The organism is Kitasatospora purpeofusca, from assembly GCF_036010405.1.
In the GTDB taxonomy this organism is placed as follows: domain Bacteria; phylum Actinomycetota; class Actinomycetes; order Streptomycetales; family Streptomycetaceae; genus Kitasatospora; species Kitasatospora purpeofusca.
Map to the genome: position 1 here is coordinate 4,876,137 of NZ_CP108561.1, position 12,821 is coordinate 4,888,957.

Annotated in this window: 11 protein-coding genes; 6 read left to right on the plus strand and 5 right to left on the minus strand. The window is 72.9% G+C overall.

From position 1 onward, the window contains the following. Positions 1-142: 142 nt before the first annotated feature. From pheA to OG715_RS21645, 4 genes are all read left to right on the plus strand, one after another. Positions 143-1,078, plus strand: coding sequence for a prephenate dehydratase (pheA, locus tag OG715_RS21630; protein WP_266270487.1), 936 nt, complete (start codon positions 143-145; stop codon positions 1,076-1,078). A 502-nt stretch (positions 1,079-1,580) separates the two neighbouring features. Beyond that, on the plus strand, positions 1,581-2,855 hold the full coding sequence (gene serS / locus OG715_RS21635) for a serine--tRNA ligase (RefSeq protein ID WP_266270488.1): 1,275 nt from the start codon (positions 1,581-1,583) through the stop codon (positions 2,853-2,855). A gap of 54 nt (positions 2,856-2,909) precedes the next feature. Then, on the plus strand, positions 2,910-3,758 hold the full coding sequence (locus tag OG715_RS21640) for an HAD family hydrolase (RefSeq protein WP_266270490.1): 849 nt from the start codon (positions 2,910-2,912) through the stop codon (positions 3,756-3,758). Between the two features lie 281 nt (positions 3,759-4,039). Further along, positions 4,040-5,890, plus strand: a complete 1,851-nt coding sequence (locus OG715_RS21645; protein WP_266270491.1) for an LCP family protein — start codon at positions 4,040-4,042, stop codon at positions 5,888-5,890. 64 nt (positions 5,891-5,954) lie between these two features. Here OG715_RS21645 and OG715_RS21650 read toward each other — a convergent pair whose 3' ends face one another. Next, on the minus strand, positions 5,955-6,719 hold the full coding sequence (locus OG715_RS21650; protein WP_266270493.1) for a sporulation protein: 765 nt from the start codon (positions 6,717-6,719) through the stop codon (positions 5,955-5,957). 255 nt (positions 6,720-6,974) lie between these two features. On the opposite strand from OG715_RS21650, the gene OG715_RS21655 reads away from it, so the two are divergent. Both OG715_RS21655 and OG715_RS21660 read left to right on the plus strand, forming a co-directional pair. After that, the gene (locus OG715_RS21655) at positions 6,975-7,715 is read left to right on the plus strand and encodes a FadR/GntR family transcriptional regulator (RefSeq protein ID WP_266270494.1); all 741 of its coding nucleotides are present in this window, start codon (positions 6,975-6,977) and stop codon (positions 7,713-7,715) included. A 73-nt stretch (positions 7,716-7,788) separates the two neighbouring features. Beyond that, positions 7,789-9,054, plus strand: a complete 1,266-nt coding sequence (locus tag OG715_RS21660; RefSeq protein ID WP_266270495.1) for a CynX/NimT family MFS transporter — start codon at positions 7,789-7,791, stop codon at positions 9,052-9,054. 71 nt (positions 9,055-9,125) lie between these two features. Here OG715_RS21660 and OG715_RS21665 read toward each other — a convergent pair whose 3' ends face one another. From OG715_RS21665 to OG715_RS21680, 4 genes are all read right to left on the minus strand, one after another. Further along, on the minus strand, positions 9,126-9,842 hold the full coding sequence (locus OG715_RS21665; RefSeq protein ID WP_266270497.1) for an ABC transporter permease: 717 nt from the start codon (positions 9,840-9,842) through the stop codon (positions 9,126-9,128). A 93-nt stretch (positions 9,843-9,935) separates the two neighbouring features. Then, positions 9,936-10,853 carry an ABC transporter ATP-binding protein gene (locus tag OG715_RS21670; protein WP_266270498.1) on the minus strand — a complete coding sequence of 306 codons (918 nt, stop codon included), beginning with the start codon at positions 10,851-10,853 and terminating at the stop codon, positions 9,936-9,938. Positions 10,854-10,862: 9 nt separating this feature from the next. Then, complete coding sequence (locus OG715_RS21675; protein ID WP_266270499.1) at positions 10,863-11,774, minus strand: ABC-2 transporter permease; 912 nt, start codon at positions 11,772-11,774, stop codon at positions 10,863-10,865. Further along, positions 11,758-12,804 (minus strand): ABC transporter ATP-binding protein, encoded by a 1,047-nt coding sequence (locus tag OG715_RS21680; RefSeq protein WP_266270501.1) that lies wholly within the window; start codon positions 12,802-12,804, stop codon positions 11,758-11,760. Before OG715_RS21680 ends, OG715_RS21675 begins: the two co-directional genes overlap by 17 nt. Positions 12,805-12,821: the final 17 nt, after the last annotated feature.

The window sequence follows — 12,821 nt, forward strand, 5'->3', positions numbered from 1 at the left end:
CGCCCCGGGCCCGCCGTCCACCGGTCGTCCGGACTCCTCCCACGGAGCGGGACGCGATCGTGGACGGCTCCAGGAGTGGCTAAGGTGGCTCCTTTCGGCGGTACGCCGAACTCCCGTCGGTCCTTTTCCCCTTGGAGGCGTCATGTCGGCCACCCGCTACACGTACCTCGGGCCGGCGGGCACCTTTACCGAGGCGGCCCTGCGCACCCTGCCGGAGGCGGCGACCCGGGAGCTGGTGCCGATGTCCTCGGTGCAGCTGGTGCTGGACGCGGTGCGGGGCGGCGCGGCCTCGGGCGCGTTCGTGCCGATCGAGAACTCGGTCGAGGGCGCCGTCACGGCCACCAACGACGAACTCGCCTCCGGCGCCCCGCTGATGATCTACCGCGAGGTGCTGCTGCCGATCACGTTCGCGCTGCTGGTGCGGCCGGGCACCGGGCTGACGGACGTCAAGACCGTCACCAGCCACCCGGTGGCCCAGGCCCAGGTCCGCCGCTGGCTCGCCGCCAACCTCCCGGACGCGCACTGGGAGTCGGCCGCCTCGAACGCCGACGGCGCCCGGCTGGTCGCCGAGGGCCGGTACGACGGGGCGTTCGCGGGCGAGTTCGCGGCCCCGATCTACGGGCTGGACCCGCTGGTCAAGGACATCGTGGACGTGCAGAGCGCGACCACCCGGTTCGTCCTGGTGGGCCGCCCGGGGCGGGTGTCCTCGCCGACCGGGGCGGACAAGACCTCGATGGTGGCCTGGCTGCCGGACGACCACCCGGGCGCGCTGCTGGAGCTGCTCCAGGAGTTCGCGGTGCGCGGGGTCAACCTGATGCGGATCGAGTCCCGGCCGACCGGCGAGGGGCTCGGCAACTACTGCTTCCTCATCGACTGCGAGGGGCACCTCAGCGACCGCCGGGTCGGCGAGGCCCTGATGGGCCTCAAGCGGATCTGCCCGCAGGTGCGGTTCCTCGGCTCCTATCCGCGCGCCGACCGGCAGGTGTCCGGGCACCAGCGGCCCGGCACCTCGGACGCGGATTTCGGCGCGGCCGCGGACTGGCTCTCCCGTTGCCTCGACGGGCGCGGGGACATCTGACATCCGAGGACATCCGGGGGACATTCGCCGTCCACGTGTCCTTTTAGAACCGTTTTCTGCACCGCCGGGCGGTCGTCCACAGGGCGGCCGCCCCGGCCCCCGGCTTGTCCACAGGGGCCTCCACTGTCCACAGGCCCGAGTTATCCACAGGCTTGGGGACGAGTCGACAAACCGGTATAGCCACTACGCACATCGGTCGGATCATCGGTTTGCGTCGCAGAGATGACTAATCGGACCAGAGTCACCCGGGTGTCGGCAAATCACCCGTCCGAGTGCTTCAATTCCCTCACCCGGGAAGGTCAAATGAGGTTTCAAACCTGAATTCCATGGTTCATTCCGCAGCCCACCGGCGCCGTCCCACGATCCACAGCCCCGGCCCCGAGCCTGTGGATAACCGGGCGGCGGACCGTTTCCCACAAGAGTTATCCACAGGCTGGGGCGAGTTATCCCCAGGGGAAAACCGGTACCGGGGGACGGGCCCCCGCCCGGTAGGCTTGGCCCCGTGATTGACCTTCGCCTGCTCCGTGAGGACCCTGACCGAGTGCGCGCCTCGCAGCGCGTCCGTGGCGAGGACGTCGACCTGGTCGACGCCCTCCTCTCCGCCGACGAACGCCGCCGGTCCTCGGGCACGCGCTTCGACGAACTCCGCGCCGAGCAGAGGTCGCTCGGCAAGCTCGTCGCCAAGGCCCAGGGCGACGAGAAGGCCGCCCTGCTCCAGCGCACCAAGGAGCTGGCCGCCGAGGTCAAGGCCGCCGACTCCGAGCAGGGCGAGGCCAAGGACGAGGCCGAGCGCCTGCTCCGCTCGCTGGCGAACCTCATCGACCCGGCCGCCCCGGTCGGCGGCGAGGAGGACTTCGTCACGCTGGAGGAGATCGGCACCCCGCGCGACTTCGCCGCCGAGGGCTTCGAGCCCCGCGACCACGTCGAGCTGGGCCGGCTGCTCGGCGCGATCGACACCGAGCGCGGCGCCAAGGTCGCCGGTGCCCGGTCCTACTACCTGACCGGCGTCGGCGCGCTGCTGGAGCTCGCCCTGGTCAACATGGCGATCGCCCAGGCCACCGCCGCCGGCTTCGTGCCGATGATCACCCCGGCCCTGGTCCGCGCGGCCGCCATGGACGGCACCGGTTTCCTCGGCCAGGCCGCGGAGAACGTGTACTACCTGGAGGACGACGAGCGCTACCTCGTCGGCACCAGCGAGGTCCCGCTCGCGGCGTACCACATGGACGAGATCATCGACGCCGACAAGCTGCCGCTGCGCTACGCCGGCTACTCGTCCTGCTTCCGCCGCGAGGCCGGCACCTACGGCAAGGACACCCGCGGCATTATCCGCGTCCACCAGTTCGAGAAGGTGGAGATGTTCGTCTTCACCACCCCCGAGGACGCCGAGAACGAGCACCGCCGCCTGCTCCAGTGGGAGAAGGACTTCCTCAACGCGCTCGAACTGCCCTACCGGGTCATCGACGTCGCCTCCGGCGACCTCGGCTCCTCGGCCGCGCGCAAGTTCGACATCGAGGCCTGGGTCCCGACCCAGGGCAAGTACCGCGAGGTCACCTCGACCTCGAACACCACCGAGTACCAGGCCCGCCGCCTCTCCATCCGGATGCGCGAGGACGGCAAGGCCCGCCCGCTGGCCACGCTGAACGGCACCCTGGTCGCCGTTCCGCGCACCATCGTGGCGATCCTGGAGAACCACCAGCAGCCCGACGGCTCGGTCGTCGTCCCCGAGGCGCTCCGCCCCTACCTCGGCGGCCGCACCGTGCTGGAGCCGGTCAAGTAGCACCGGCCCCGCCGGTCCGCAGCGAAGAAGCAACTCCCGGGAGACGCACGGCCCATGAGCACCACCAGCCCCAGCCCCGTCTCCCCCTCGGACGGTGGCGGCCTGCCCTTCAAGCTGGTCGCCACCGACCTCGACGGCACGCTGCTGAGCAGCTCCGAGACCGTCTCCGCGCGCACCCGCGCCGCGCTGGCCACCGCCACCACGGCCGGGGCGCTGCACATCATCGTCACCGGCCGCTCGGCCACCTGGGCCCGCCCCGTCTTCGACGAGATCGGCTACCGGGGCATAGCGGTCTGCGGCCAGGGCGCCCAGGTCTACGACGCGGGCGCGCACAAGCTGCTCACCTCGCTCACCCTGGACCGCCGGGTGGCCGCGCTCGCGATCGAGAAGATCGAGGCCGAGACCGGCCCGCTGACGATCGCCGCCAACCAGGACGGCCTGGAGGGCGACGTCCTGGCCGGTCCCGGCTACCGGCTGCAGATCGGCTCCGAGCTGCCGGTCGTCCAGGTCGGGGCGCACGAACTGCTCACCTCCCCGATCAGCAAGCTGTACATACAGCACAGCGAACTCAGCGACGACGCCCTCGCCGAGGCCGCCCGCAACGCGGCCGGCGACCTGGTCGGCGTGGTGATGGCGGGCGCCGGTGTGGTCGAGCTGCTGCCGCTCGGCCTCTCCAAGGCCACCGGGCTGGCCGTCGCCGCCCGACGGCTCGGCGTGACGGCGGCCGACACCATCGCCTTCGGCGACATGCCCAACGACGTGCCGATGTTCGGCTGGGCCCGGCACGGCGTCGCGATGGCCAACGCCCACCGGGAGCTCCTCGCGGTGGCCGACGAGGTCACCCTGAGCAATGACGAGGACGGCGTCGCCGCCGTGCTGGAGCGCCTCTACCCGGCGCTCTGACCCCGGGCCGCCCCGGCGACCCGGCGGTCCCCGCCGCGCCCGAACCGAACTCCCCGCGACCCCGGTGCCGTACCGCACCGGGGTCGCGGCATGTCCGCCGCACGCCGGGGTGAACCTGCCCGCGCCGCCCGCCGGTTCAGCCGTTGGAGTGACCGTACGGCGGCCCGGTACGGCGAACGCCCGGGTCGGCGGGGGTGCGGCCCGGATCGACGGCCGGGCGGCGGCGGCAGAGTTTGTATGCTCCCAGGGTTGCCCGCTTCGGTCTCTGAGAGGTGCGCGCCATGTCAGTCCAGTGGGACGGGGACCCGCCGGATCCGGCGGGGCGGGGGCGCGCCGACGGCGGTGTCCGGACCGACGACGCGGTCCGGCCCGAGTGGCCCGAGGACGGCCCCGGCCGGCTCCCGGCGCCGCGCCCCGGCGGCCGGGCCGAGGCCCGCAGGGCCGCCCGGGACCGCGCCGTCCCGGTCCGCCCGGGCCGGGGCGGGACCGGCGAGGGCGGTCGCACGGCCGCCCGGGCCGGACGCCGGGACACCCCCAGGGAGGCCCGCGCCGACGGCCGGGGCGGGAGCGCCGGGAGCGGGCGGCGGACCGCCGCCCGGAGCCCCGAACGGGACGGCCGCGGCGGCGCCCGGCGGCTGATCGCCTGGTCCGTGGCCGGAGTGCTGGTGGTCCTGGCCGGCGCCGGCGGCGCGGTGTACTACAAGCTGAACGGCAATCTGCGGTCCTTCGACGCGGATGCCATCTCCCCCGACCGGCCGCCCGAATCGGCCGCCGACGCGCACGGGAACCGGCCCGTCAACCTGCTGCTGATCGGCTCCGACTCGCGCGCCGGGAAGAACAGCGACCTGGGCGGCGGCGACGAGGCCGGCGCCCGCTCGGACACCACGATCCTGCTGCACGTGTACGCCGACCACCGGCACGCCGTCGGCATCTCGATCCCGCGCGACGCCCTGGTGACCGTGCCCCGGTGCAAGCTGCCGAACGGCAAGTGGACCCGGGAGCAACCCGGACAGATGTTCAACTCGGCCTTCTCGGTGGGAAATTCCGAGACCGGGAACCCGGCCTGCACGCTGAACACGGTGGAGCGGCTCACCGGCATCCGGGTGGACCACACCATCGAGGTCAACTTCGAGGGCTTCGCCGCGATGACCGGCGCCGTCGGCGGGGTCGACGTCTGCCTGCCGAACGACATCCACGAGGGGAACATCAACCCCAATCTGGGCCGGAAGGGCAAGGTGGTGCTCGCCAAGGGCCGCCAGCGGGTCTCCGGTCAGCAGGCGCTGGACTACGTGCGACTGCGGCACGGCATCGGCGACGACTCGGACGTCGGCCGGATGAAGCGTCAGCAGGCCTTCCTGTCCTCACTGCTGGCGAAGATCAAGAGCAAGGGCCTGAGCCCCGGCACCCTGCTGCCGCTGGCCGACGCCGCGACCCGTTCGATGACCGTCGACCCCGGCCTCGACTCGGCCGCCAAGCTGGTGGACTTCGCGCTGACGCTGAAGAGCATCGACCTGCACGAGGTCAAGTTCCTGACCACGCCCTGGCGTTACTCCGGCTCCCGGATCGATCTGGTGCACCCCGCGGTCGACACCCTGTGGCGGACCCTGCAGGCCGATCGGACCATCGACGGCCAGGACGCCACCGGCCAGCAGGACGCCGCGGGTGCGCCGACGGCCGAGCCGACGCCCTCGCCCACGCCGAGCGCCGAGCCCACCCCGGCGGTCGGGGCCGACGGCGCGCCGATCCGGGTCACCGTCTACAACGCCACCAACGCCGCCGGCCTGGCCGCCCGGGCCGCCGAGACCCTGCGGGCGGCCCGGGTCACCGTCGCCGGGACGTCCAGCCGCGGCACCGCGCGGGCGACCACCACGGTCGAGTACGGCGCGGCGGGGCAGCGGGCCGCCGCGGAGAAGGTCGCCGCGCTGTTCCCGGGCGCCGCGGTGGCTCCGGGGCAGGCGGCCGGGATCAGTCTGCGGCTCGGCCGGGACTACGCGGCGGTCGGCGCCGCGAGCGGCTCCCCGTCCCCGGCCGCCACCGGCCCGGCCGGCGCCCCGGCCCCGCTGCCCACCGAGGTGGTCAACGAGGCCAGGTCGGGTGACGACGACATCTGCAGCAACGTCTCCTACGGCTGACCCCGGCCCGGCGCCCGCGCCGCGGGGGCCGGGCCGGAACCGCGCTGCAGGACCGGGCCGGACCTCAGAGCGCGGCCCGGATCCAGCCGTCCACCAGCGCCGTGAGGTCCTCGTCCGCCTGGCCGTGGCCGACCACGTGGGTGCGGATCACGTCCCCGCCGCCGCCGAACAGGCCGCCCCGGCGGTCCGCCTCCAGCACCACCTCGACCTTGTCCGGGGTGGTCACGAAGCTGACCTCCAGCGAGTTGCAGGAGTGCGCGTACTGCGGCGCCGCCGAGTACTCGATCTCCTGGTAGAACGGCAGGGTCTGCCCGGTGCCGCGGATGTGCCCGGCCTCCAGGTCCGCCGCGCGGAAGCGGAAGCCCAGCTGGAGCAGGGTCTCCAGGATCCGGTGCTGCACCGGCAGCGGCTCGACCTCCAGCGGGTCCGAGTCGCCCTTGTCGAGCGCGCCCGCGATGTCGACCTCGGTGCGCACACCGAGCTGCATGCCGTTCAGGCGCTGCCCGGCGACGGTGGTGACCGGGGTCTCCCACGGCACCTGGACGGCGAACGGGATCGAGCGGTTCTCGCCGGGCGCGAGCTTCAGCGGCGCGGTGACCGAGAACCGCGCGAACGGGTACAGGCCGGTGCTCTCGCCGTCCTCGTGCTCGACCTCCACCCGGGCGACCAGGGTCAGCGTGATCCCCCGGATGTCCGCCTCCACCGTCCCCCCGGTCAGCTCGACCGTGCCGGCCATCGTCCCGCCGGGCCGCACGACCGGCGTGCTCAGGACGGTGTCGACACCGGGACCGCCGACGCCCAGGGCACCGAGCAGCTTCTTGAACACCATGCGGACGTTCTCCTCGCATCAGGGGGTGTGGACCGGGCCCGTCCTCCCGGATCGTTCCGGGGCGGTCCGGAGCGCCGGTCGTCCGGAGGAACGCCAGGCCGCCGCGGACGGTTCCCGGGCCGTTCATCCCCAGTTGTAGGATGACCGGGCAAGCAGTTGTAGGATGACCGACGACCGAGCCTCGACACACCACCTCCGAGGCTCGACACACCGAGCCCTGACGCACCGAGCTCGACGCACCGGGAGGAGCCCGCCATGAGCAGCGCGCACAGCGGCAACGACACGCTGCAGACCGCCGGGCGGCGCTCCCTGGTGGACACCGCGATCGACCAGCTGCGGGAGCAGCTGAGCGGCGGCGTCTGGCCGGTCGGCTCGCGGATCCCGACCGAGCACGAGCTCGCCGAACGCCTCGGGATCGGGCGGAACACCGTCCGCGAGGCGATCCGGGTGCTGGTGCACGCGGGGATGCTGGTCTCCCGGCAGGGCGAGGGCACCTTCGTCCGCTCCACCAGCGACCCGGCCGCCGTGCTGCGCGGGGTGCAGCGCTCCGGCGTGCGGGACGTCCTGGAGGTCCGGGCCGCCCTGGAGGCCGAGGCCGCCCGGCTGGCGGCGCTGCGGCACACCCCCGAGGACATCGTCCGGATGCGGGCCGCGCTGGCCCGCGAGGCCGAGGTGATCGCCTCGCACCCCGAGCGGGCCGGCCGCGAGGCCACCGTCGAGCACGACCTGGAGTTCCACACCGCCATCGTCGAGGCCGCGCACAACCCGGCGCTGACCGAGGTGTACCGCTACTTCGGCGCCTCGGTGCGCGAGTCGATGCGGACGGCGTTCGGCGACCACGACATGCCCGAGGTGGTCGTGGCGACCCACGCCGCGCTGGTCGACGCGATCGAGAGCGGCGACCCGGACCGGGCCGAACGCGCCTGTCGCGAGCTGCTCGCCGAACCCACCGCGGCCGTCGAGCAGCTCCTCGCCGCCATCGCCGCCCGGAAGTGAGCGGGCCGAGGCCCCCCTTCCGTTCCGTCCGCCTGCCCGGACGCACTCCGAATCCCACGAAAGAGCACCACGCATGGCCGTCACCCGTGCCCAGCAGCCGGTTGTCACCACCTCATTCCCGCTGCCCGTCCGCTCCCGGCTCGCCCACCCCGCACTGCTGCTGACCGGCATCCTGCTGGTCGCCCTGAACATGCGCGCCTGCCTGGCGGCGGTGTCGCCGATGGTGGGCGAGATCCAGCGCTCCTTCGGTCTCTCCGCCACCGCGAGCGGACTGATCACCACCGTGCCGGTGCTCTTCCAGGGCGTCGGCGCGCCGCTCACCCCCCGGCTGACCCGGCGCTTCGGAACCGAGCGGGTGGTGCTGGGCGCGGTCCTGGTACTCGGCGCCGGGGTGCTGCTGCGGGTACTGCCCTCGGTGGCGGCGCTGTACGCCGGGTGTGTGGTGATCGGGGTCGCGATCGCCGTACTGAACGTCTCGATGCCCGGCCTGGTCAAGCGCGAGTTCCCGGACCGGGCCGCCGCGATGACCGGCGTCTACTCGACCACCATGCTGGTCGGCGCGACCATGGCGGCCGGTCTGTCGGTGCCGCTGGAGCACGCGCTCGGCGGCGGCTGGGAGGCCTCGCTCGGCGCCTGGTCGCTGCTCGCGCTGGTCGCGGCGGTGGCCTGGCTGCCGCAGGTGCTGCGGGCCCGGGCCGCCCGGGACGGCGCCGGTGCCAACGCCGTCCCCGGTGCCGCCGCCGCGCCGGCCGCCCCGGTCCGGCCGATCCAGGGGATCTGGCGCTCGCCGCTGGCCTGGCAGATCAGCCTGTTCATGGGCATCTCGTCGCTGCTGGTCTACACGCTGGTCGCGTGGATGCCGACGATCCTGGCCGACCACGGGATGGACCGGGGCGAGGCCGGCCTGGTCTTCGCCTTCTCCAACCTGGTCCAGGTGGCCGGCGCCTTCCTGGTGCCGCTGTTCGCCGGGCGGATGACCAACCAGCGGGCGCTCGCCGTCTCGATGGCCCTGCTCAACGCGGTCGGCATCGCCGTCCTGCTGATCGCCCCGGTGCCCGGCGCCTGGGTGGCGGCCGTCATCCTCGGCGTCGCCCAGGGCGGTTCGCTCGGCCTCGGCCTCGCCTTCATCGTGCTGCGGACCGACAGCGCCGCGGGCGCAGCCCAGCTGGGCGGGATGTCGCAGGCGGTCGGCTACCTGGTCGCGGCGGCCGGGCCGGTCGGCGCCGGGGCGCTGCGCCAGGCGACCGGCGGCTGGACCACGGTGCTGGCGCTGATGCTGGTCCTGGTCAGCGTGGTGGCCGTCGCGGGCTGGGGCGCCGGGCGCGACCGCACGCTCTGACGCCGACGCGAACGGCCCGCACGGCTCGGTGAGCCGTGCGGGCCGTGTGCTGCTCCGGTCCGGGACGCGTGCTACTCCTCCGAGGCCAGGGTGAGCCCGGCCAGCTTCACCGAGGCGAGCACCGTCGCCGCCACCCCGACCACCAGCAGCAGCGCGACGCCCGCGCCGAGCGAGACCACCGAGGTGATCGAGCCCTCGGCGGCCACCGACTCGGCCACCGCCATCCCCCACTGCTGGATGCTCAGCTTGCGGGCGCCCTCGACGAAGTTGCCGATCACCGCCTCCCACACCAGCGCGTACGCCAGCCCGGCCACCACCGCGTGCCGGGTCACCACGCCCAGCAGCAGGAACAGCGCGCTGTACGCGGCGCCGGAGACCAGCGCGGCGACCGTGTAGGCGAGCGCCAGGCCCTCCTTGGTGCCGTACATCATCAGGCCGGACAGCAGCATCGGCACCGCCGAGAACGCCCAGGTGATGCCGATCGCCACCGTCAGCTTGGTGGTGATGATCTTCCAGCGCGGCAGCGGCTTGGCGAGCAGGTAGACGATCGAGCCGTCGTCGATCTCGGTGGCGATGGCACCGGTCCCGACGACCAGTCCGAGGATCGGCAGCAGGGTCCCCAGACCGAGCTTGCCGAGGATGTCGACGACCAGGTCGTGGTGGTTTCCGCTGGCCGCGGCGGCGAAGGCCGAGACGAGCAGCAGCAGGACGGGGACCACCAGCAGCAGCAGGCCGCGGCGGCGGCCGAGCAGGCCGCGCAGCGTCAGCCTGGCGACGGTCGGGTTCATGGTGGGTCGGCCTTCCTGGGGTTCCTGGTCCTGGTGAGGGGTGCCGGTCGGCGGTCGGCGGTCGATGGGCCCCGGGGGGCCGGGGGGCCGGGACTACGCGGAGACGAGGTAGGAGAACACGCTCTCCAGCGACTCGTCCGCCGGGGCCACGGTGTACAGCCGGATACCGGCCCGCTGGGCGACCTGCGGCAGCAGGGTGGTGAAGCCCTGGAAGTTCACCGCCTGGATCCGCAGCGCCTTCTCCTGCCAGTCCAGCTCGATGCCGGCCGTCGACGGGTCGGCGATCAGCGCCGCCGCGAGCTGCCGGTCGTCGCTGGAGCGGACCAGGTAGCGGTGCGGGCGGTCGGTCATCAGCCGGCGGATCTTGCGGAAGTCCCCGGAGGCCGCGTGCCGGCCGGCCACCACCACCTCGATGTGCCGGGCCAGCTGCTCGACCTCCTCCAGGATGTGCGAGGAGAACAGCACCGTCCGGCCGTCCGAGCCGAACCGCCGCAGCAGCTCCATCAGCTGGAGCCGCTGGCGCGGGTCCATACCGTTGAACGGCTCGTCGAGCAGCAGCACCGCCGGGTCGTGGACCAGCGCCGAGGCCATCTTGACCCGCTGCTTCATGCCCTTGGAGTAGGTGCCGGTGCGCCGTTCCTGGGCGTACTCCATCTCGACCAGGGCGAGCGCCTTGCGGGCGGCGGCGCCCGGGTGGGGCAGACCGTGCAGCTCGGCGTTGGCGAGAACGAACTCCCAGCCGGTCAGGTAGTCGTACATCGACTCCCGCTCGGGGACCAGGCCGATCTGCCGGTACACCTCCTGGTTGCGCCAGATCGGCGCACCGTCCAGGGTGACCGTGCCGGTGGACGGCGCCAGGAAGCCGCTCATCATGTGGATGAGGGTCGACTTGCCGGCACCGTTCGGACCGAGCAGACCCGTGATGCCGGGGCCGATCGTCATGCTGACGTCGTTGACGGCGACCACGTTCCCGAACCAGCGGGAGACCTTGTCGATGGTGATGGTGGCCATGACGCCCTCTCAAACGTTCCGATAGCGGCGCAGCAGCAGCCGGTACGAGCCGGCCACCATCGCGACGGCGACCAGGGTGAACACCAGCAGGCCGAGCCCGCCCGGCGCGTGCATCCGCTGCGAGCCGGTGCCGAGGTCGAACAGCTCGTTGGTCAGGCTCTCCACCAGCCCGCCCGGCGACAGCAGCGCGGCCCACTGCGGGTAGGTCGGCAGCGGCTCGTCGAAGCCGGTCGTGGTGATGGACAGCCCCACCACGACCCCGACCACCGCGGTGGTCACCGCCAGGTAGCCCATGATCGCGGCCACCCCGAAGCCCCGCCGCGGCGTGGTGGCGGCGATCACCACCGCGACCGAGGTCGGCACCAGCGCGTACAGCACGGCGGCCGTCAGACCGTAGAAGAAGTGCGCGGTCTGGTCCCCGAACTTCAGCCCCACCAGCAGCGAGCCGATGTAGAGCACCAGCAGCGGCGCCAGCATCAGCAGCAGCTGGGCGCAGGCCATCGCCCCGAACTTGGCCCGGACGTAGTCGGTGCGGGTGATCGGCCGGGAGAAGTACAGCGGCACGGTGTGGTGGCGCAGGTCCCGGGAGAACAGCACCGGCGCCTGCGAGGCCAGGAAGATCGAGACCACCAGGCCGATCGCGCTCAGGTACTGGGCGTAGTCCACCGGGAGCTTGTCGACCCCGGTGACCACGGCGACCGCGACGATGATCAGGGCCGGCACGGTGGCCACGCCCAGCACCAGCATCGGCAGCACCTTGGACTTGCCGGACCGCCCGAGGCCGTACGCGGCGCGCAGGCTCTGGGTGAACAGCGAGCGTGCGGCGTACCCCCGGCCGAGCCGGGGCCCGGTGTAGCCGCGGTAGCCGATGTCGTGGATGACGCCGGTGTCGGCCGGCCGGGACTCAGGAGGAAGCGACATCTGCGGTACTCCCCTCGTTCTCCGTCGTCCGGGTGCTGCCGGTGCTGTCACTGCTCTCGGCGCCGTCCGCGCTCCCGGTGAACAGCTCCGCGACCCGGTGCCGCCGCTGCTCCAGCCGGACCAGGCCGAGCCCGAGCCCCGCGACCGCGTCCCGGATGGCGTCGTAGGTCTCGTCGCCCGCCAGCCGGACCAGCAGGATCCGCGTCCCCTCCGTCTCCACCGACAGGCCCGCCGCCACCAGCCGCGTGCGCATCGCGGCGCTCGCGTCCAGGCCGTGGTCCTCCGGGTGGTCCGTCACCTCGACCGCCAGGGTGGCCGTCGCGCCGGTGAAGGAAGCCGTCGACGAGGAGCGCAGCAGCTTGCCGCCGTCGATGACCACCAGGTGGTCGCAGGTGCGCTCCAGCTCGCCCAGCAGGTGGGTGGTGACCAGCACCGAGATGCCGAAGTCGCTGTACACGCGGCGGATCAGCGACAGCATGTCGTCGCGGCCGACCGGGTCCAGACCGTTGGTGGGCTCGTCGAGCAGCACCAGCTTCGGGTCGTGCACCAGCGCCTGCGCCAGCTTCACCCGCTGCTTCATACCGGTCGAGTAGCCGCCCATCGGACGGTACCGCTCCTCGTACAGGCCGACGTGCCGCAGCGTGTCCGCCGTCCGCTCCCTGGCGGCGGCGGCCGGCAGCCCGGCCATCCGCGCCATGTGGACCACGAACTCGGTGGCCGAGACGTCCGGCGGCAGGCAGTCGTGCTCCGGCATGTAGCCGACCTGCTCGCGGATCTCCGACCCCTGGGTGGCGATGTCCAGCCCGAGCACCCGCCCGGTACCGGAGGTCGCCGGGGAGAGCCCGAGCAGGATCTTGATGAGTGTGGACTTGCCGGCGCCATTCGCTCCCACCAGGCCGACCACCCCGGGCTCGACCTCAACGGTCAGCTGATCGAGGGCAGTCACCCGGGGGAACCTCTTGGTGAGGCCGTCCGTCTTGATGACAGTGGACACAGGGTCAACGTAGTGCGCGTGTGCCCTTGTGAACATGGGCTGCGATGACGAGC